The following is a 19,804-nucleotide window of genomic DNA, read 5'->3' on the forward strand; positions in this document are numbered from 1 at the left end:
ATTTTGGCCGCAGGACTTGCGGTGTCAGTCTGTAGAGCGACCATAAGACCAGAACAGATTTACTCTGTTAAGGCAGGTGCGGAACCCCGCAAGGGAAAGAAGCAGAAACCCAAATCGTGAGGTTTGGGAATCACCGTCCGTTTACGGCGGCGAGGATGTCAAGGTGATTCCCGTCGGCAATTTGGACGAAAATTTTCGCCATTAACCAATTAAGTCCGTCATCGGGGGTATAGATGCGCTGATTAGGCAGGGTCGGATCCTGATACAATTGAATGGCAACCGGTACTAATCCCCCTTGACCCCGTAAACCTCTAGCGCGCCAACAGAAAAGGACAAGAGGTGCTGTTACAGTTTTCATCCCCCTTTGATAACTGCCTAAAGTTAGGTGGTGTAGGGGGGCATAATCTGCTAGAAATAAGTTACCCTTAGCGGCTTCCGAGGCAATGGTTTTATCGGGTCCCATGGCTTTTTGGAAGATAGCATCGCTGACGGGAAAATTATCTGGTAAGCTGCTAATCCCGCGGATTACCATGGGATTTGCTCCCGCTAATCTTTGGTAGGCAAAGCTAGTATTAGATTACCAAGTTTTAATGCTTGTGGGTTGGGGAAGGATGGGAAAAAGTTCTTCGTAATCTTCTAATTTGTCAAAGGGATCGAAGATATTTTCTATTCTCGTGGCCACTCCATTGGCAATTAAAGCACTGAAACCTTTACCCCGCATTACTTGATAGGAAATAGAAAAATTTTCGTGGGTAGGTAAATCTTTGCTGAGGGTGATACCATTAACGGAATCATAGATGTAGACTTGTTTTTGTCTTTGTAGTAATTCTTGTCGTTTGATAGGATCAGGATCATTTTTGGGTAGCGATGGTGTCAGCAAAGTAACTCCTTGTCTAAAAAATTAGAACTTAAAAAATTTAGTCTTTTCATGGCACTAATAGGCTAGTCAAGTAAGGAATTATCTCTAAGAAAAGGGTCTTTTGAGGTAAATTACTGGCTAGATATAGTGTCACCTATTATATACAGTTATAACTGGGTTAGATTCCAGAAATATTGCATCTGTTTGCAAAACTTAATATATTAATTCTTGGACTTATGAGGTACAAAGTTGCTGGTTTGAGGTTGGGGAGATTTTATCAGTGAACAGTCAACAGTAATCAGTGAACTGAAAACTGGCATCTGATAACTGATAGCTGATAAACTGCTAAACCGTTTGTAGGGGAAAACCTAAAGCTTCCCGTTGCTGTAAATACAATTGAGCAACCTGTCGAGCTAAATTGCGAATTCTGCCGATATAACGGGTTCTTTCAGCTACAGCAATCACACCTCTAGCATCGAGTAAATTAAAAGTATGGGAACATTTGAGAACATAATCTAGACTGGGAATCACCAGAGAGCGATCGATTAATTGTTTAGCTTCCTGTTCATATAAACTGAATAAACTAAATAATAACTCAGGATTGGAAGCCTCAAAATTGTAGGTACATTGTTCGATTTCATTTTGCAGAAAAATATCACCGTAGAGGATATTTTCATTCCATTGAATTTCATTAATTGCCTCTACATCTTGCAGATACATGGCTAATCTTTCTAAACCATAGGTAATCTCGATCGCCACGGGACGACAATCGATACCTCCACACTGTTGAAAGTAGGTAAATTGGGTGATTTCCATCCCATCTAACCACACTTCCCAACCCACACCCCAAGCACCGAGGGTGGGAGATTCCCAGTTATCTTCCACGAAGCGAATATCGTGATCTTCTGGGTTAATTCCTAACACCCGCAGGGAGTCTAAATAGATATCCTGAATATTATCGGGAGAGGGTTTAATTAGGACTTGATATTGATAGTAATGCTGAAAACGATTGGGATTTTCGCCATAACGGCCATCCGTAGGACGACGACAGGGTTCCACATAGGCAACGGCCCAAGGTTCCGGACCAATTGCCCTTAAAAAAGTGTGGGGACTCATGGTTCCCGCACCTTTTTCCGTATCATAGGGTTGAGCAACTAAACAACCGCGAGCGGCCCAAAATTCGTTTAATTTAGCAATAACAGCTTGGAAAGTTAGAGACATGGGGAAAAGTAAAAAAGCGGATTAGGGGTTGGGGAAGTGGGGTGTAGGGTGTAGGGAAGTGGGGAAGTGGGGAAGTGGGGAGCTTTTCAGTGATCAGTAAACAGTGAACTGATAACTGTCTCCTGACGGTTAAAGTCATTGACTTACTTTTAACTGCAAGCGAAAGTTAACGGGGTTAGAAGACTGGGGGAGAATAACTAATTCATAAAATCCCTCTTCGGGTAATTGACCGAACCATTGCCGATCGCTAGACTTGTCTAAAAGAGTGACCTTGCCACTGGGAGAGTAGAAAGATAGTAAAACTTCGCCTTCTGCCTCTAAATTTAAGTCTAACCGATCACTGGAACGCAATTTTATTGCATAGGCTTTTCCTTGTCCCTGGCTGAGAATTGCCTCGATAATCTCCTCTCCCCCCGCGTCTAAACTTTCGAGCGCTTGGTAGGATAGGCCAGACTGTAAAGATTGTAACTGATTCCAGGCCAAACCACTCCATAGTTGACCTAGGCCGCTATCAAAATTTGGTCTTTCTGTCAATTCGGGAAATAGCTGAAAAAAGGCAGTATCAGTGAGTAAATTAAGGACTCTACTGCTTAATCGTAACTGATTCACTTGTTTTCGCCATTTTTCTCGCTGTTGCTCGTCGTAGCTACCTAATGCTTCTCTAGTGCCAGAATCGAGACGGTCTAAGCGATCGAGGATTTCTGCTGCTAGAATATCTCTTTGTTCCTGTTTCTGTTTTTCCTCTTTGATATCCCCATAGCGGAGGCTAAACAATTCATTGACGAGATTTTTAAAAAACTGACTATCAATTCCCAACTCTAGACGGCGCTTTCTCATCTCAGCTTTCCGTTGCCATGCCCGATCTGTGGCAGAATTAAAATTATTTTCTTCCGTGGCAAAAACGGGTTTAACGGTTTCGGGTTGATTGCTGTGCTTAACCCACTGTTTCCCGATTAACCAGCCTATTGCCGCCGATAATAACATCAAGAGGCAAAAAATAGCGATCCTACTGGAACAGCCGAGAAAAAGGGGCGATTTATTCCGAGAATTAGCGGCCATTGTCTCCTTAGACGATTTGGGGTGTGGATATTTAAAGATGAGATTAACACAATTGACATCCTCCCCGCCGTAAAACGGACGGCGATTCCCACTAGAACAAGCTTAATTGCTCGTACTTTTGATGGGTTGACGCGACCCGGGATGCTGCTTCTTTAACAGAAGTCTTACGCTTTCCGACCCGTCCATTTTTAGTCTCCGAATGTCCTCCGGGGACCTTGATATTTAGGGTCTGCTGAATAAATCTAAAAACCTTGTTGGGTAAGACTTTTAGACTTTTTGTCAATCAAAAAGTACCGGACTGGGAGTGATCAGGGGGAAAATTCAGGTACTTTTTCCCTGAAAATTAGGTAATTGACCCCCTGAAAATGGGTAAAACCCTACACCCCACACCCCACACCCTGCCCCCAAGAAAAACTTTTTGCCGCAAACCCTATTTAATACCGTCACTTCAAACTCAAATCTGATAGCTGATAACTTACCCACTGATAACTGATAACTGATAACTGATAACTGATTTAACCGCCGCTTTCCTTAAAGGTTTTGTAGGCGGTTTCGGAGTCGAAAATATGGCAATAATCAACGATTCGCTGCATTAATGCCCAAGAAAACTCGGTTTCTTTCAGGTGACTACCCCAATTTTCTTTGAGACTAGCGTGAACTTTGCGGAGGTTATAGGAAGGAATCGCCGTCGAGATATGATGGGGGATATGGACATTAATATCGTGACAGAGAATTTCTACCCAACGGGGATAGCTACAGTGAACTGTCCCTTCTAGTTGCGCTAAAGCTTGATTCCAGTCTTCGGGATAGGAAAATTGAATATCCGGGTCCGTGTGATGGACAAGGGTAAAGGTACTCATCCAAAAATGATAGACAAACCAAGGTACCACCCAAAATTTAACCAATCCCCAGACACCAGTGTAGAAAATGAGGGTTGGGAAAAAAATAGCGGCAAAAACTAGGACGACAATCATCGAAAAGCGCGCTTTTTCCCCTTCGTTCTCCTTGAATTGTTCGATGTTGAAGTGTAGAATAGCCCAGTGGGCGATCGAACCAAGCCACCAGAAACGTCCGCGAATGCCGCGATAAAAGAGACGCACTAAGGGATTGGCCGAGTTAAAAGCTTCTAATTCCCACGGATCCCAAGCATTATCTATAGTTACCATGTTAGTTTTAGTATGATGGCGATCGTGCAGGAAACGCCAGCAGTGGAAGGGATAGATAAGCGGTAAGAGGAAAATATGACCGACAAGATCATTAACCCAGGGTCGATTGGAAAAAGACCGATGACCGCAATCATGCGCGATCACAAAAAATCCCGTTAAAGCTGTACCAGTGAAAATCCAAGCTAAAGGCAGTAAATACCAGGGAGAATAAACTAGCATTGCATAACCGGACATGACCGCCAAAATATTCGTAATCACTCCAAACCAAGCTTTAACTGGGTCTTTCTGGAAATATTCTTTGGGAATGGTTTTAATAATATCTTTCAGTTTAAAGTCTGGCTCGATCGAGGTGATCAACTCCCCATGCAATTTATCCGTCGTTGCCGTCATGAAATCTCCAATTACACTTAGGTGAACCCTTGACAAGAAATCAGCTAGGAGGTTTGGCTAAATTCTGCTCATTACCACAAGCCAATTTTTTTGTCAATATATTTTTAACTTTAATTAATAAACTTCCGCGAAGCTTAATAATCCTTTACTTTATATACCATAAGAGGAGATTTTCTGTTTTGGCAAAATTTGCCTCTTGCCTATTGCCTTCAAAAACTGATAACTGATAAAAAACCCAAATATTGACTATTTTTAGGCTTTTTTTAACGATTAGCCGTGCTTTCTAGGGATTTAATCTCCTCCTGTACCTTACGGTGTTCGCGATTTAACTGTTTTTTGACCGATTCGGGGAGTTGTTCCTGTTTTTTCAGGGCATTATTAAAGTAATCCAATGCCAGTTTCAAAGAGCCAGTATTTTTATCCGTATTGCCTTGAATTCTCAGGATTTGACCTTTCAGATACATTAATTCTGGATTATCGGGGGTCGCTTTCAGAGCGTTATCGATAAACTGCAAAGCCTGATCGTACTGCTTTAAATCCCGGTAAGCTAGAGCTATACCTCGATCGACCAAGTAATCAGGACTTCCGTAGGTTTCTAGCCGTTGAATTGCCTCTTGGGGACTAGAAAAGGGTAGATTAACCGCTAAAATCAAATCCATATAACCCTTTAACAGATTCAATTCTGGATCCGTAGGATTAACCTTTTCTGCGGTTTCCAAATACTGAAACACCTGTTGTAATCTGGGGATAGCCGATACTGCTCCTTCGGTTTGAAAAACGTAGGTTCCCTCTAAAAAACTCCCCACCGCTAGATACAAATTTCCCCTTAAGGGGTCGCTGGCCTGCATTTGCTTGGCCGCTTCCTTAGTTTTCTCGGAGTAGGTTTTTAGGGTGTTCCAATCCTGGTCGGTAAAAGCAAGAGAGGCGCGCATAGCATGGGACAAAGGTTCTTGGGGTTCCTTTTCTGTGGCCTCAACAATTAATTTTTTTGCCTCTAGATAGTTACCTTCTTTAAAAATAGCGTTAAAAGCGGCCTCGGTCTTATCGCCAATCGGTCGGGGATTGGTTTTGCGGAAAGGATCTCCGGCTAACCCAGGACCAATCCAGTTAACCATTACCATAACAGCCAGCGAAGCACCGATCGCCATTCTTTTCGTTAAACCTAACCTCAGCACCATGGTCAAAAGTCTCCTTGAGCGAATGAAAAAATCTGTCACATTGACACTCCCGCCGTCAAGCTGACGCTGGGACGGGGGATTCTTGATTCACCCCAAACCCGCTTTTGGGTACAAGTACCCACGAGTCTTACAGTTTCTCCACAAGCTTGAAATTCCGACTGTCCATCGGTATTTGTTGACAGTATTCTCATACCTTCTTCCCTTAAATTCTTGGCTGCGTTTTCATCTCTATCGTGATGACTCTTACATTCTGGACAAATCCATTCACGAATACTGAGAGTCAACAAATCATTTTTAAATCCACAGCAAGAACAGAGTTTTGTACTCGGATAAAACCTGTCAACTTCTACAAGTTTTCCTCCCTCTCTTTCTAGCTTGTAATCCAAGAAATTAAGCAACATACCAAAACCAGCGTCATGTATTGATTTGGCTAATTTAGTCCTTGCTAACCCTTTAATACTAAGATTCTCGGTTACAACGATTTGGTTTTCATCGCACAACTTTCTGGAGAGTTTATGAAGAAAATCTTGTCTAGTATTTGCTATCTTTTCGTGAACCTTGGCTACCTCCTTAATGGCTTTTTTGCGATTATTAGACCCCTTGGCTTTACGAGACAATGCTTGTTGTCTCCGCTTTAAACGTTTAGCGTATTTTCTGGTAGGTTTGATTGGGTCAACCTTGTAGGTTGTTTCACCATCAAAAACCGTAACCAAAGAAGATAAACCTAGGTCTATCCCTGATATTTTTAGTTTTTCAATGGTTGTTGAGTCATCCATTTCAAATAAGATGGCAGCAAAATATTTATCTGTACTGGTTTTAGAAACAGTTACGGATTTAATTTTGCCGTTTATTACTTGAGAAATCTTAGCTTTTACCACCCCTAATTTAGGTAGCTTAATTCCCTTATTTCTTATTGAACAACTTTCAGGATAACGGATTGATTGTTTTTTGTGCCTACTTTTAAACCTAGGAAATTTTGTTTTTTTTGAGAAGAAGTTCTTAAAAGCAGATTCTAAGTTTTTCAATGATTGCTGCAAGGTAGCGGCAGTAGCCTCAGCTAACCATTCAAAATCCGGTTGTTTCTTGAGTTTGGTGAGGTCTTTTGCCATGGCACAGTAGGTCATTCCTTTACCCGTCTCTAGGTACTGATTGTTAGTTTTATTTAAGTAGTAATTCCAAACGAAACGAACACAACCCAAGTTTTTAGCTAGGGCCAGTTCTTGTTCTTTGTTTGGGTATATTCTCACTTTTAAAACATTTAACATCAGCCTGAACCCGTCTGTGTTATTTTTTAGTATAAGACTTACCGCTTAAATATGTCAAGCTCATACATACCTTGAGAATCAAGCCTTTCCCAATAAGGAAACGCTGTCGCGTTAGTTTAGATTCTGGTCGCAATTCATCTCCCGTTAATTTCTGGTATATTTTTAATTAAGGAGAAATTTAACGGGAGTCCTCCTGCTCCATTTACATAGAAACGGGTTTCTAGACTTAATTTCCAGTTATTTTCCTGTCAATGCTTTATCTCAAAGATGTGGTTTATCATCCTCCCGCTGCTCTCAATCCCATTTTACAGGGGATTAATCTCGAATTAGCTCCCCAAGAATTAGGTCTGATTGTCGGCCCCAGTGGTTCCGGAAAAACGACTCTTTTGGAAATTCTAGCAGGCTTTGCCGATAAAACAGGAGGGACAATTCACTGGCGCGACCAAGAATTAACGGTGCTGCATCTGCAACAATTAGGAGGAATCGTTTTTCAGTTTCCTGAACGTCATTTTTGCGGTAAAACCATCCTTGAGGAGTTGCGTCTCGGTCATCCGGAGATTAAAAGCGATCGCCTAACGGCGGCCTTAAAGGAGGTAGGATTAGAAAATATGCCTCTGGATACTTCTCCCCATAATCTTAGTGGAGGTCAACAGCGTCGTTTATCCCTCGCTGTCCAGTTAATCCGGCAGCCTAATCTGTTACTTCTCGATGAACCTACGGCCGGTTTAGATTGGTCGATGCGTCGTCAATTGGCTAAACTTCTCGCTAGTCTCAAACAACACTGGACTTTATTAGTAGTTAGTCACGATGCCGGAGAATTACTCCCCATTGCTGACCGTCACTGGAAAATTGAACAAGGACATTTGCGGGAATTAAAAAGTGAAAAAACAGATAGTTGAGGTTTTAGGGTTTTGGGGTATTAGTTGAAATTTCCCCACTCCCCTCATAGCTGATGACTGATGACTGATGACTGATTACTGATTACTGAATTAATGATCCTTCCCGAATTATTTGACCTTTGGCAAGAAACCCTAGAATGGCAACCCGATGGGGCCATACAAGCGCGATTTCAACAACTTTATGACTTGATTTTAGAGGGTAATCAACGTTTTAATCTCACCCGAATTACCCAACCAGAGGAGTTTTGGGAAAAACATCTTTGGGATTCTTTATCGGGTTTAGCTTGGTTACAAAAATCCCAGCCAGATCTATTGACAAAATCCCTATCAGTCATCGATTTGGGGACCGGGGCCGGGTTTCCGGGGGTGCCAATTGCGATCGCCTATCCCCATTGGTCGGTGACTCTCTTAGATTCCACCCAAAAAAAGATTAATTTTCTTGAAGAAGTTATTGACAAATTAGAGTTAAATAACACGAAAACTCGTTTAGGTCGGGCGGAAATCGTCGGGAAAAACCCTAAACATAACTGTGCTTACGATATCGTCTGTTTGCGAGCGGTAGCTAATGTGGATATCTGTGTTAACTATGCTTTGCCTTTCCTGAAAAAGACCGGAATCGCTATTCTCTATCGTGGTCAGTGGTCATCGGAGGATAGTTCGAGTTTAGAGAAGAATTTAGGGAAAGCTGGCGGTAAAATCCTCGAAATTGCTAGTTTTACCACTCCCTTAAGCCAAAGCGTCCGTCATTGTCTATATATCGGCAAGGGATAACTTTAAGCGGTGAGAGGATGAAAAAAGAAAGCCAAGGCGAGGATAGCATAGGTAGCTAAGAGTAACATTCCTTCCAACCAATTCGATCGCCCATCACTACTAATCGAATTAGCTAACCACACCGCTACAACCACTGCCACCAACTCAAAGGGATTAAAATTTAGATCCATGGGCTGACCGATAATATAACCCATGATAACCAAAACCGGAGCCACAAACAGGGCGATCTGCATACTGGAACCGACGGCCACAGATACCGATAGATCCATTTTATTCTTAAGGGCGACGGTGACAGCCGTAGCGTGTTCGGCCGCATTACCGATAATAGGCAAAAGAATCACCCCAGTAAACAGCGCCGTTAAACCTAGCTGTTCCGTAGCCTCCTCTAGGGATGCCACCAATAACTCCGATTCTACGGCCACGGCGATAGTAACGACCAATAAAATCAAAGACCAAAACCAGACTTTCGGCTTTTCGGGGTTTTCTGTGGCGCTTTCCTCCTCGATACCAGCAACCCCGACATCGTAGAGATAGGTGTGGGTTTTCATGGAAAATAAGAGACTTAAACCATAGACGAAAATTAACACCGCTGCCACGGCCACGGATAGACGCTGTAGGACTGCTTCCCCGACTCCCGTGGAGGTAAATTCCACGGCAGTGGGTAAAAGAATCGCCACCACCGCTAAATTCATGGCCGAGGCATTTAAACGGGCAGTTATTGGTTGAAATTCCTGTTCTTTGAAGCGTAAACCGCCTAAAAACATCGATAATCCCATAACTAAGAGTAAATTACCGATAATTGAGCCAGTAATCGTCGCTTTTACCACATCGATAAAACCTTCCCGCAAAGCGACATAGGCGAGAATTAATTCTGTGGCATTGCCAAAGGTGGCATTCATCAAACCGCCAATATTTGGCCCGACCACCACCGCAATCGCTTCCGTGGCTTCCCCCATGTAGGCCGCTAGGGGGATAATGGCTAGACAAGCGGTGATAAAAACTACTGTTCCGCCCCAGTGTAACAGGGAACCGGCGATCGATAGCGGCACAAAAATCAATAAGATGGCGAAGATGGTATTTTTGCTTAACATAAAGTGGGTAATTTTGTCAAGATAATTTTATTTTGATTGGGTCGGGAACTAATGGGTACTAGAATCGGATTTTAGCCAAAATTCCCCGGTAGAACCGGTTATTATCCATAATATTGCCCTAAAACCGTCTCTGAGCGACTTTTCTAGGGGTTCGGGGGGTGATTGGGAGGGAACAGTCACCGGTTTAATCACAATTCCGCGACTACCAAAAACAATTTCTCCCACTAATCGCGCCCTTCTCATGTGATTATCGGAAGTGACTAGATAGACACTATCAATACCTTGGGCTTTCAGTTGATCGGCTAGGCTAGTAAAGTTAGTGACAGTATCTCGTGCATTGTAATCGAGATGGAGACGTTCTGGGGGAATTCCCGCTTTTTTAAAAATCTTTCTCACATATCGTCGCGGACTACCGGAAGACACCCAAATCGGTAGATCAGGATATTCCTTCGCTAATTTTGCCGCAAAACGTTCTCGATCGGCATGACCTCCCAAAACAAAAATCGCTTCCGGTTTTGCCCACTGCTGACGTAAATCGTAGTACAACCAGCCTAAACTCGCCAAAATTAGCGGAATAGCCAGCAATTTTAACCTAGATTTGCCTAACTTCGCTTTCAGAGAAACTCGCTTTTTTCTCCGAGAATTAGCCTTGAGAACCATATAACAGTGATCGGTGAGCGGTTGTCAGCCTTCAGCTTTGTGGGTTAAAGTGATCGAGGGTGAGGGTCATCGAACTCACATTGACGTGGGAGATAGGGATTTTATCCCCTAACTGACCGATAATTTTCCCAGAACTCAGGTTGATTGATGCGGTCGCTTACATCCCCCACCAACGGGCCAACGCTTCGGGAAGGGGCAGCAAAATACTTAATAACAAAGCCAGGGAAAATAGTCCTAATAAATCTCGTTTATTATCCAATTCAGTCACATCATTTAATGCAGGTTGATCGCTGACTGGCATTAATAAAAGAATAATCGCCCAGAGTAAAAGTTCTGGCTGCACTAGGGCTAAAATAAACATGAATAATCGAGTTAATTGACCGATAATTATGGCGGTTTTCTGCCCATACATGGCGTGAACAATATGACCACCATCCAATTGACCCACGGGCATTAAATTTAGGGCTGTAACGATAATTCCCACATAACCAGCTACCGCTAAAGGATGTAAATGGATCGCTTTTCCGGCGATTAAATTACTGCCGAGGGCTAGTTTAGCTACGATAGACAAGAGCAAAGAAAACTGCGGATTTAAGGCCTGAAAATTTAATAAACTGCTTTGATTAGTTAGGGGAACTATTTCCGAGAGGGACAATCCCCAAAACAGTAGAGGAATAGCGATAATTATACCCCCCAAAGGACCGGCCACTGCCACATCAAATAAAGCTTTGCGGGTGGGGACTGGGGATCGCATTTGAATAAAAGCCCCGAAGGTGCCTAGGAAGAAAGGAATGGGGATAAAATAGGGCAAGGTAGTTTTAATTTTATATTTAACTGCTGTCAAATAATGGCTAAATTCGTGCAGTCCTAAAATAGCAATTAAGCCTAAACTGTAGGGGAAACCTTGCAATAATAAACTATAATTATTTTCTAATTGTTGAGAGGTAATGCCACTTAATCCCGCACCGATGACTGTGGTAGTTAAGAGAGTTAATAACAATAAACCCAGGGCAAGAAAGGGGCGAGTAATTTTTTCAGTTTCTATAGTTTCTGTTTTTTGCTGCCAGGGATTAGCCACAAGAGCGAAAAAAGGTTGTCCCTGAAAACTTTCTTGGAAAAGCAATAAAAAGCGATCCCCAAAAACCTTCTCCACATTGTTTTTAATCACTTGATAAGCTTCTTCGGGAACCGCTCGCAATTTCCCCCGACAGAGAATTGCCTGGGGACGATAATCGATATTTTGCAGATAATAAATCCCCCAAGGAAAACAATCTCGTAGGGATTTTTCCTCTTCGGCAGTGATCGGTTTTAAATTATTTTTAGCCGCAGGATTATCAAGATTTTCTAGGACTAAATTCGCTGTTTCCAGTGGTGATGGGGGACTTTCTTGGGGAGTAACCCGTCCCTTCTGTACTAACCACCAATACAAAAAAGGACAGATCACAAAAGGGCCGATCAGCAAAAATGCCGGCATGGGGGTATCCTCTCCATAGATTAACATCCAGCCCGTCCAAATTAGAGCCGGAGTCATCAGGACCAACCAAATTAACCAAATTGGTGTTGTCGTGATTTTGGCCACGCTACGCTTGACGATAAAATAGGTGAAACCGCCCAGAATCCCTAATAACAACCACATTTCCATATCGGCTCTTTTCTCTTGAGTAAAAGGCGGCTAATTTCAGCCCGCCCGGTCAACGATTGTGCTAAGTTATAAACCGCATTGATTGTGATTTGGATAGGCAAACCATGCGATCGGAAACCGAATCGTCTCCTTTAGAGGTTAGCAAAACCACAAAACCCCCTCGATTAATTCTAGAAGGTTTATACGCTTTCTCGCCTAATCGGGAAACCCTAGGGGGAACCTCTTATCTTATTGTAGAAAATACTGGTAATATTCTGGTGGATTGTCCTAGCTGTGAGGAGAGCGAGCGGGATTTTCTCCTAGAAAAAGGAGTCCGTTACCTATTTTTTACCCATCGCGGGGGTCAGGGGAAACAGAGCGATCTTCTGCAAAGTTTGCTCAATTGTGAGATTATTCTACAGGAACAGGAAGCTTATCTGCTTCCTCACCGTCAAATTACCGTTTTTCAGCAGCAAATCCAGTTATCTCCCACTTGTAGCGCTTTTTGGACTCCAGGCCATTCTCCCGGTTCCTCCTGTCTCTACTGGCAACGTCACGGGGGGGTTTTATTTACCGGTCGTCATCTTCTCCCCGACAATCAAGGTCAACCGCAACCCCTACAGACAGCGAAAACTTTCCACTGGCCGCGGCAATTGCGATCGCAACAGGCCATTTTAGACCGTTTTAACCCAGAAACCCTCTCCTATCTTTGTCCGGCGGCCAATACTGGCTTTCTGCGCGGTCGAGGAATTATCGATCGCGCCTACGAAAAAGTCAGCGCCAATCCTCTTAACTAGGGTTTGCGGCAAAAAGTTTCTCGTGGGGTGTAGGGTGTGGGGTTTAGGGTGTAGGGTGTAGGGTTTTACCGATTTTCATCTGGTCGTACTAAATCCGGTTATTAAAAACTGATTATTTATTCTCCGTTTGGCATGAGTGCCTCTCCTGATATGTAGCCTATACTCAACGGATTTAGTATTACTTCCGATTTTGCCACTCAATCCAAGCTTTTGGGGGGTAGAACCCCCCAAACCCCCCGTTGGGGTCGTGGCGCCGCCCCCAAACCCCGGAGCGCATTAGTTTTTCGGTGGGATGCTTACAGGCAGCTGCTGACACATCTGTAATAATTTAACAGTCACGACCCTCGCCACGAGTGCTTCTCCTGATATGTAGCCTATACTCAAAAGCCTTATTTTAAAAGGGTTTTACCATTATTCAGCAAGCTCTAACTAAAGACTTTTTAGAAGCTGCATCGTTCAATTCTCAAACATCATGAATTTAACCGTTAAAGACTTGGGTGAACAGGGATTGCTACCGATTCTGCAAAAATATTGTCCTGCGGAGATTATCGGTGATGATGGGGCGATTTTATCCCTCAAAGATGGTTATTCTCTCGTTGTCACCACTGATGTTTTAGTTAATAACGTCCACTTTAGCGATCTTACCACCTCTCCCGAAGATGTGGGCTGGCGAGCGGCGGCGGCTAATTTATCCGATTTAGCGGCTATGGGGGCAGAACCCCTAGGAATTACGGTAGGATTGGCTTTAACTCCCGATCTAGCCATCGATTGGCTAGAAGGACTCTATCGGGGTCTTAGCTCTTGTCTGCAAGTATATCAGACGGCGATCGTCGGTGGCGATCTCTGTCGGGCCACGGAGATTAACATCAGCATCACCGCCCTGGGACAAGTGGCAAAAAATGAAGAGATTAGACGTTTTAATGCAAAAGTTGGCGATAGTATCGTTATTACTGGTTATCACGGTTTATCGCGGGCTGGATTAGAGTTACTCTTCCACCCTGAAACCGGTAGGAATTTAAATTCCGCCCAAAAAAAGCGATTAATCCAAGCCCATCAACGCCCGCAACCGAGACTTGATTGCATACCACATTTACAAAAAATTGTCAAGCAATTTCCCATCGCGGGCATGGATAGCAGTGACGGGTTAGCAGATGCCATCATGCAAATTTGTCGCTGTAGTGGGGTTGGTGCTGAAATCGAGACGATTCCCCTGCATCCAACCCTGAAAGAATATGTAGGAGCCAAAAAAGCTCTAGAATGGGCTTTATACGGCGGTGAAGACTTTGAGTTAGTTTTGTGTTTGCCCCCGGACAGTGCCAGAGAATTGCTCGAGAAAGTGGCGGAAGATGGGGCGATAATCGGTCAAATTGTCCCGGGGAAAGAGATAAAATTAGCCGACGGGAGAAACCTAAGTTTAAGCTCTGGATTTCAACATTTTTAGCCTCTATAAATCGCCAAAACCTTTCTTTTTCTTGATTTTCTTCGGTTTTTTCGGGCTGCCACCTTGACCGCGGAACCCCGGTTGATTGCCACCCCCAAACATTCCGCCACCCATCCCGGGCATCCCCGGCATAGCGGGCATTTGTCCCCGTCCCATCTGTTGCATCATCGTTCGCATTCTGGTGAAATTAGTAATTAGTTTGTTAACTTCCGTTTCCGGATGTCCCGAACCTTTGGCAATGCGACGACGACGATTAGGAGACTTAGCCAATAAATCGGGGTCAGCGCGTTCCTCCGTGGTCATGGAATTAATCATCGCTTCCGTGCGTTTTAACTCTTTTTCGCCCTTTTCGATGTCTGTCCCGCTCAGTTTGCCCAGACCGGGGATTAACTTTAAGACTCCCCCCAGGGAACCCATATTTTTTAACAGCCGCATCTGTTTGAGGAAGTCATTAAAATCAAACTTGGCCTCTAAAATCTTGGCCTGCATTTTGGCCGCGTCTTCTAGGTCTAACTGTTCCTGAGCTTTTTCCACTAGCGTCAGGACATCACCCATATTGAGGATGCGACTGGCAAGGCGATCGGGATAAAATGGCTCTAAAGCCTCGACTTTTTCCCCAACCCCAACAAATTTAATCGGTTGTCCCGATATTTGCCGCACTGATAGGGCAGCCCCACCGCGAGTATCACCGTCCAGTTTGGTGAGAATTGCCCCCGTGATGCCGATTTGTTGGTGAAAAGTGTGGGTGAGATTGGCCGCTTCTTGACCGGTCATCGCATCCACCACTAATAAAGTGTCGTCGGGCTTGACAATTTTCTTGATTTGTGCTAGTTCGCCCATCATCTGGGTATCTATCTGCAAACGACCGGCGGTGTCGATGATAACCGTATCTACGCCCAATTCTTTGGCTTTTTCCACACCTTGACGGGCGATATCGACGGGATTAGCCTGAGAACCCATCTCGAAGACGGGAACATTTATCTGTTTACCGAGGGTGATTAATTGGTCAATGGCCGCTGGACGGTAAACATCGGTAGCCACCATCAGGCAGCTTTTCGACTGTTTGCGGAGATATAGGGCTAATTTGGCGGTGGCGGTGGTTTTTCCTGTCCCTTGCAACCCGGCCATTAAAATTACGGTGGGGGGTTTATCGGCCTGGGCTAGGGGAACGTTGCTTTCCCCCATAATTTTAACTAATTCATCATAGACAATTTTGATAAATTGCTGGCCGGGATTGACTCCAGAAATAACTTCAGCGCCGAGGGCTTGTTTCTCGACCTCAGCAATAAATCCCTTGACCACCTGTAGGTTAACATCTGCTTCTAATAAAGCCCGCCGGACTTCTTTGAGGGTTTCTTGTATATTGGCCGAGGAGATTTTATCTTGACCTCGTAATTTTTTCCAGGCGTCTTCTAAGCGGTCGGCCAGTGCGTCGAACATAGTTTCGGAATTAAATTTTTAACTAGATCGATTTTATCTCAATGTCGGGCTGAAGACCGCCGCTCTTACCCTCCTAAGTTCTGATTGCTCAAAAATAGTCGTAATTTTAATAAACTGAGAGTTTGACCGAGATTGAGGGGAAGGAGGGAAATGCCTTCTAAACGCGATTGTAACCAACCATCGCCCCAATACCATTCGTGATAGCCATCGATACCTTGACTCAAAAGCAAGCGTAAACACTGGTCATTAGCTAATAAAACCTGATGTTGTACGGGAATTAAACCTAACCAAGAGGTAAAAGTCAAGCCTGCCTCTAATTTATCGGGTAGATTGGGCGAGAGCATTTGCGGCCACAGCCATTGACGGAGATGAGCAGTTTTGAGCAAACTATCCCGGATAGCCTGTTCACTGGCCGAGATTTCGATACGCAGCTGACTTTGTTGAAAATTGCCGAACATATTGTTGTCTGATAATTTTTGTTAAGTTAGTTAAAGAATAACTAAAAATCGGGACAGCGTTTTCCAAGGATAACAGTAAGTAGTATGGCAGATAAATTAATCCGCGCCACGGCCGCCGATGGGGGAATTAGGGTAGTAGGAGTGATTACCACTCGTTTAACCGAAGAAGCCCGCCAAAGACATAAATTATCTAACGTAGCCACCGCCGCTCTCGGTCGCACTATGGCATCGGCTTTACTCTTGGCTTCCAGTTTAAAAAAACCCGGTTCTAGGGTCAATATTCGCATTAAAGGCGATGGTCCCCTAGGCGGTGTTTTAGTTGATGCCGGACTCGATGGCACGGTGCGCGGTTATGTGGACTGTCCCCAGGTGGAATTACTCCCCAATGCTAAGGGTAAATTAGATGTGGGTCGCGCCGTGGGTGACAAGGGTTATGTGCGGGTCTTGCGGGAAGAAAAAGGCGAGGAGAGAAATGAACTTCAAGAAAGCATCGTGGAAATAGTTTCTGGGGAAGTGGGGGAAGATATCGCCTACTACCTGGACCAATCGGAACAAATTCCCTCCGCTTTGCAAGTGGGGGTTTTTGTCGGTACGACCACAGGAGTAACGGCTGCCGGGGGAATTTTATTACAAGTTCTCTCTAAAGAAGCGTCCCGGGATGAGGTCTTGGTGGCTCGTTTAGAGTCGAGATTGCGAAAATTAACGGGATTTACGCCTCTTTTACGGGCAGGAAAAGGGCTAGAAGATATTTTTCAGGAACTTCTCGGAGATATGGGTCTAGAAATTTTTCCGGCTGTGCAGATGCTGCGTTTTGATTGTGATTGTTCTTTTGAACGGGCCTTAGGAGCTTTAAAATTCCTCGGGGTCGATGAATTAAAAGACATCATCGAAAAGGATAAACAAGCGGAAGCCATCTGTGAGTTTTGCCAGGAAGTGTATAGTGCCAACGAGACGCAATTAATCGAATTAGTCGAGTCTCTACAAGCTGAATCTTGCTGAGAAGTTGGGCAATGAGCGCCATTAAGGTAAAATCTATCTAAAAATATCCGTCAGGGAGTCGTGAATGTTTAAAGGAAAAGAATTAACCAAAAATCTAGTCAAACGAGAATCGATTGACTCCCTGACTCGTTGGCCAGAGAAAACTAAATCTTTTCTTTTTCTCTTTTGGTACCGATACCAGCATCGTTTCACTTGGAAAGTTTGGGCGGCTTTATTTGTCGTGGTCTTTGGCGGTGTTGGCTTTCTCGCCACTTGGCAGTTATTAAATATGCAGAAGTCGCCCAATTGCCCGAAAATCTTCTGGCCTATCGCTTCTGCCTCCCTGCGTCTCTACTGCGCTCAACTTTCCGCCGATAGTCGCACCGTGGCAGGCCTACTCGAAGCAATTGCCCTAGTGGAAGCTTTACCCGAGGACCATCCCTTGCGATCGCAAGTTAATCAACAGGTGGAAGAATGGGCGCGAGATATCCTGAATTTGGCTGAAAAAGACTATCAAGCGGGAAATTTACAGCAAGCGATCGCTAAAGCTCGTCAAATCCCCAATAATATGGCAGTAGCGGCAATTATTGAAGAAAGAATCGCTAAGTGGCAAGGAACTTGGACGGAAGGCAACGAGATATTAAGCAAACTAGAGGAAAATCTCCGCGCTTCCAACTGGAATCAATCTTTCCGTCTAGCGGTGGATTTATTGAACTTAAATAACGAATATTGGGCAACGGTTAAATATAATGAAGCGCTCGCTAAAATTACCGTCGCCCGGGAAGATAGCAGTAAATTAGATAATGCCTTTAATCTCTTTGCCCGGGGCGGTCTCGACAATTGGTTCAAAGTCATCGAAGAAGCTAGAAAAATTCAAGCCAGCAGTTATGCCTATCAGGAGGCAGAAAAATTAATCGGGAAAACCGAGGATAAACTGCAAGAATACGCCGAAAGATTAATTGAGCGGAAGCAATGGCAAGCTCTCCGGGATTTGGCTAACCAAACCCCCAAAGACCTCAAAATTAAAGAAGATGTCACCGATTGGTCCCTCTTGTCCGCAGCGGCCTTAGATGCGGAAGCCGGCACGGTGGAGGGATTGGAAGCTGGCATACTGGGACTAGAACAAATCGACGCTTCTCGACCTCTCCATCAAACGGCCCTAGCTATGAGGGAGCGCTGGCAGTTACAGGTACAGGACATAAGAATACTGTCCGAGGCTAGAGATTTAGCACAAGCAGGTACGATCGAGCAGTATAGCGCCGCTATCGCGAAAGCGGGCGAGGTTCCCCGTAATAATCCCCTCTGGTCGCAAGCACAGCAGGAAATTGGCTCTTGGAATCGTCAAATACAAGTGATTGAAGACCGGCCGATTTTAGAACGGGCGCGGGAAATCGCTCTCCCCGGCGATATTAATTCCCTGGGTAACGCTATTATTCAGGCGCGGGCAATCGCTAAGAATCGGGCCTTATACCGAGATGCTCAAGGGGAAATTCGCGACTGGCAAGGGCGGATTGAACGCATGGAGGATCAACCCATTTTAGATCAGGCGCAAGCTTTGGCCAATCTCAAAGACTATAGCACGGCGATCGAAACTGCCAATCAAATTCCCCCCGGTCGCGCTCTTTCCTCGGAAGCTTCCCAAAATATCCGTCGTTGGCGCCGAGAGTTGCGGGCCCGTCAAAATCTCCAACAGGCTAATCAATTAGCGGCGACGGGAACCGCAGAAGGTTTAACCCGGGCGATTGCTTTAGTTACCAATATTTCCACTAAAACCGATGCGGGTGTGCAACGGACTGAATTGCTGGAACGTTGGAGTTATCAGCTTTTGTCTTTAGCCACGGAACAAGCTAATAATGGTCGTTATCTGGAAGCTATTCGCCTGGCTGAATCCGTATCCCCGGAAAGTACCGCTTACAGTTCGGCTCGCTCGCAAATACAAGGCTGGCGCAATATTCTCCAACCTCCGGCCCCACCGCCAATAGTTGAATCGACTCCCCTCTCCCCGGAGTCCCCGATAGAAACACCGAGTCCGGGTCAATAATCAGTTTTAGGGGCTGTTTTTCCGGTGAATTGCCCCTAAAAAAGTCCCTCATCCCCAGGGGTCTGTCCAGTTAAAATTGACGGATATAATTGGGTTAATTTGAGGCGAGCATCTTTCCTGAAATTGCCAGTCATACTAAATCCGTTGTAGGTAACATATCAGACAGGCAAAAGGCAAGAGGCAAAAGGCAAAGGGGAGAATAAATAATCAGTTTTTAATAACTGGATTTAGTATCATACCAAATCCGTTTTTAATAGTGTGAATAACTTTTAAACAGGATTTAGTATGATTCCTGTAAATGAAATACTAAAAATTATCATCATTATTTTTAATTAGGGTCTGCTGAATAAATCTAAAAACCTTGTTGGGTAAGACTTTTAGACTTTTTGTCAATCAAAAAGTACCAGGCCTGGGAGTGATCAGGGGGAAAATTCAGGTACTTTTTCCCTGAAAATTAGGTAGTTGACCA

At 44.3% G+C, this 19,804-nt stretch carries 19 protein-coding genes; 7 read left to right on the forward strand and 12 right to left on the reverse strand.

What is annotated here, in order from left to right:
- Positions 1-130: 130 nt before the first annotated feature.
- From IM322_RS18405 to IM322_RS18420, 4 genes are all read right to left on the reverse strand, one after another.
- Entirely contained in the window at positions 131-532 is a 402-nt protein-coding gene (locus tag IM322_RS18405; RefSeq protein WP_287676562.1) for a hypothetical protein, read from the reverse strand.
- Positions 533-577: 45 nt separating this feature from the next.
- Positions 578-880 (reverse strand): hypothetical protein, encoded by a 303-nt coding sequence (locus tag IM322_RS18410; protein ID WP_287676558.1) that lies wholly within the window; start codon positions 878-880, stop codon positions 578-580.
- A gap of 324 nt (positions 881-1,204) precedes the next feature.
- Positions 1,205-2,080 (reverse strand): glycine--tRNA ligase subunit alpha, encoded by an 876-nt coding sequence (glyQ, locus tag IM322_RS18415; protein WP_287676556.1) that lies wholly within the window; start codon positions 2,078-2,080, stop codon positions 1,205-1,207.
- Positions 2,081-2,215: 135 nt separating this feature from the next.
- A complete protein-coding gene (locus IM322_RS18420; protein WP_287676554.1) occupies positions 2,216-3,139 on the reverse strand; it encodes a serine/threonine protein kinase in 924 nt (307 codons plus the stop codon).
- Positions 3,140-3,160: 21 nt separating this feature from the next.
- Here IM322_RS18420 and IM322_RS18425 point away from each other — a divergent pair, with 21 nt between their 5' ends.
- Positions 3,161-3,295, forward strand: coding sequence for a hypothetical protein (locus IM322_RS18425; protein ID WP_287676564.1), 135 nt, complete (start codon positions 3,161-3,163; stop codon positions 3,293-3,295).
- A 359-nt stretch (positions 3,296-3,654) separates the two neighbouring features.
- Here the strand turns inward: IM322_RS18425 and IM322_RS18435 are convergent, their stop codons facing one another.
- The 3 genes from IM322_RS18435 to IM322_RS18445 form a co-directional block, all read right to left on the reverse strand.
- Positions 3,655-4,695: a fatty acid desaturase gene (locus tag IM322_RS18435; protein ID WP_287673122.1), complete on the reverse strand. Its 1,041-nt coding sequence runs from the start codon at positions 4,693-4,695 to the stop codon at positions 3,655-3,657.
- Between the two features lie 263 nt (positions 4,696-4,958).
- Positions 4,959-5,873 (reverse strand): Sll0314/Alr1548 family TPR repeat-containing protein, encoded by a 915-nt coding sequence (locus IM322_RS18440; RefSeq protein WP_287673121.1) that lies wholly within the window; start codon positions 5,871-5,873, stop codon positions 4,959-4,961.
- A 35-nt stretch (positions 5,874-5,908) separates the two neighbouring features.
- Positions 5,909-7,138, reverse strand: a complete 1,230-nt coding sequence (locus tag IM322_RS18445) for an RNA-guided endonuclease InsQ/TnpB family protein (RefSeq protein ID WP_287673120.1) — start codon at positions 7,136-7,138, stop codon at positions 5,909-5,911.
- Between the two features lie 251 nt (positions 7,139-7,389).
- Between IM322_RS18445 and IM322_RS18450 the strand changes: the two genes are divergently transcribed.
- Together IM322_RS18450 and rsmG are read left to right on the forward strand one after the other, a co-directional pair.
- Positions 7,390-8,037 carry an ABC transporter ATP-binding protein gene (locus IM322_RS18450; RefSeq protein ID WP_286824532.1) on the forward strand — a complete coding sequence of 216 codons (648 nt, stop codon included), beginning with the start codon at positions 7,390-7,392 and terminating at the stop codon, positions 8,035-8,037.
- Positions 8,038-8,130: 93 nt separating this feature from the next.
- The gene (gene rsmG, locus IM322_RS18455; protein WP_287673119.1) at positions 8,131-8,808 is read left to right on the forward strand and encodes a 16S rRNA (guanine(527)-N(7))-methyltransferase RsmG; all 678 of its coding nucleotides are present in this window, start codon (positions 8,131-8,133) and stop codon (positions 8,806-8,808) included.
- A 2-nt stretch (positions 8,809-8,810) separates the two neighbouring features.
- On the opposite strand, the gene cax is transcribed toward rsmG, so the two are convergent.
- From cax to IM322_RS18470, 3 genes are all read right to left on the reverse strand, one after another.
- Positions 8,811-9,899 carry a calcium/proton exchanger gene (gene cax, locus IM322_RS18460; protein WP_287673118.1) on the reverse strand — a complete coding sequence of 363 codons (1,089 nt, stop codon included), beginning with the start codon at positions 9,897-9,899 and terminating at the stop codon, positions 8,811-8,813.
- Between the two features lie 48 nt (positions 9,900-9,947).
- Positions 9,948-10,559 (reverse strand): YdcF family protein, encoded by a 612-nt coding sequence (locus IM322_RS18465; RefSeq protein ID WP_287673117.1) that lies wholly within the window; start codon positions 10,557-10,559, stop codon positions 9,948-9,950.
- Between the two features lie 157 nt (positions 10,560-10,716).
- On the reverse strand, positions 10,717-12,201 hold the full coding sequence (locus tag IM322_RS18470; protein WP_287673115.1) for a site-2 protease family protein: 1,485 nt from the start codon (positions 12,199-12,201) through the stop codon (positions 10,717-10,719).
- A 104-nt stretch (positions 12,202-12,305) separates the two neighbouring features.
- Here IM322_RS18470 and IM322_RS18475 point away from each other — a divergent pair, with 104 nt between their 5' ends.
- The gene (locus IM322_RS18475) at positions 12,306-12,977 is read left to right on the forward strand and encodes an MBL fold metallo-hydrolase (protein ID WP_287673113.1); all 672 of its coding nucleotides are present in this window, start codon (positions 12,306-12,308) and stop codon (positions 12,975-12,977) included.
- Between the two features lie 472 nt (positions 12,978-13,449).
- Positions 13,450-14,418 carry a thiamine-phosphate kinase gene (gene thiL, locus IM322_RS18480; RefSeq protein ID WP_287673111.1) on the forward strand — a complete coding sequence of 323 codons (969 nt, stop codon included), beginning with the start codon at positions 13,450-13,452 and terminating at the stop codon, positions 14,416-14,418.
- Positions 14,419-14,421: 3 nt separating this feature from the next.
- On the opposite strand, the gene ffh is transcribed toward thiL, so the two are convergent.
- Both ffh and IM322_RS18490 read right to left on the reverse strand, forming a co-directional pair.
- Positions 14,422-15,858: a signal recognition particle protein gene (ffh, locus tag IM322_RS18485; RefSeq protein WP_287673110.1), complete on the reverse strand. Its 1,437-nt coding sequence runs from the start codon at positions 15,856-15,858 to the stop codon at positions 14,422-14,424.
- Between the two features lie 65 nt (positions 15,859-15,923).
- Positions 15,924-16,316: a hypothetical protein gene (locus tag IM322_RS18490; protein WP_287078690.1), complete on the reverse strand. Its 393-nt coding sequence runs from the start codon at positions 16,314-16,316 to the stop codon at positions 15,924-15,926.
- Between the two features lie 84 nt (positions 16,317-16,400).
- Between IM322_RS18490 and hslO the strand changes: the two genes are divergently transcribed.
- Together hslO and IM322_RS18500 are read left to right on the forward strand one after the other, a co-directional pair.
- Entirely contained in the window at positions 16,401-17,315 is a 915-nt protein-coding gene (hslO, locus tag IM322_RS18495) for an Hsp33 family molecular chaperone HslO (RefSeq protein WP_286824540.1), read from the forward strand.
- 64 nt (positions 17,316-17,379) lie between these two features.
- Positions 17,380-19,335 (forward strand): chromosome segregation ATPase, encoded by a 1,956-nt coding sequence (locus tag IM322_RS18500; RefSeq protein ID WP_287673108.1) that lies wholly within the window; start codon positions 17,380-17,382, stop codon positions 19,333-19,335.
- The last annotated feature ends 469 nt before the right edge of the window (positions 19,336-19,804 follow it).

This window comes from Microcystis sp. M109S1 (genome assembly GCF_020247025.1).
In the GTDB taxonomy this organism is placed as follows: domain Bacteria; phylum Cyanobacteriota; class Cyanobacteriia; order Cyanobacteriales; family Microcystaceae; genus Microcystis.

Coding starts and splice junctions, on each gene's coding strand:
- IM322_RS18435 (WP_287673122.1), bottom strand. CDS start 4,695: ATGACGGCAACGACGGATAAATTGCATGGGGAGTTGATCACCTCGATC.
- IM322_RS18420 (WP_287676554.1), bottom strand. CDS start 3,139: ATGGCCGCTAATTCTCGGAATAAATCGCCCCTTTTTCTCGGCTGTTCC.
- IM322_RS18475 (WP_287673113.1), top strand. CDS start 12,306: ATGCGATCGGAAACCGAATCGTCTCCTTTAGAGGTTAGCAAAACCACA.
- IM322_RS18465 (WP_287673117.1), bottom strand. CDS start 10,559: ATGGTTCTCAAGGCTAATTCTCGGAGAAAAAAGCGAGTTTCTCTGAAA.
- ffh (WP_287673110.1), bottom strand. CDS start 15,858: ATGTTCGACGCACTGGCCGACCGCTTAGAAGACGCCTGGAAAAAATTA.
- IM322_RS18445 (WP_287673120.1), bottom strand. CDS start 7,138: ATGTTAAATGTTTTAAAAGTGAGAATATACCCAAACAAAGAACAAGAA.
- IM322_RS18440 (WP_287673121.1), bottom strand. CDS start 5,873: ATGGTGCTGAGGTTAGGTTTAACGAAAAGAATGGCGATCGGTGCTTCG.
- IM322_RS18405 (WP_287676562.1), bottom strand. CDS start 532: ATGGTAATCCGCGGGATTAGCAGCTTACCAGATAATTTTCCCGTCAGC.
- thiL (WP_287673111.1), top strand. CDS start 13,450: ATGAATTTAACCGTTAAAGACTTGGGTGAACAGGGATTGCTACCGATT.
- rsmG (WP_287673119.1), top strand. CDS start 8,131: ATGATCCTTCCCGAATTATTTGACCTTTGGCAAGAAACCCTAGAATGG.
- glyQ (WP_287676556.1), bottom strand. CDS start 2,080: ATGTCTCTAACTTTCCAAGCTGTTATTGCTAAATTAAACGAATTTTGG.
- IM322_RS18450 (WP_286824532.1), top strand. CDS start 7,390: ATGCTTTATCTCAAAGATGTGGTTTATCATCCTCCCGCTGCTCTCAAT.
- cax (WP_287673118.1), bottom strand. CDS start 9,899: ATGTTAAGCAAAAATACCATCTTCGCCATCTTATTGATTTTTGTGCCG.
- IM322_RS18470 (WP_287673115.1), bottom strand. CDS start 12,201: ATGGAAATGTGGTTGTTATTAGGGATTCTGGGCGGTTTCACCTATTTT.
- IM322_RS18490 (WP_287078690.1), bottom strand. CDS start 16,316: ATGTTCGGCAATTTTCAACAAAGTCAGCTGCGTATCGAAATCTCGGCC.
- IM322_RS18500 (WP_287673108.1), top strand. CDS start 17,380: ATGTTTAAAGGAAAAGAATTAACCAAAAATCTAGTCAAACGAGAATCG.
- hslO (WP_286824540.1), top strand. CDS start 16,401: ATGGCAGATAAATTAATCCGCGCCACGGCCGCCGATGGGGGAATTAGG.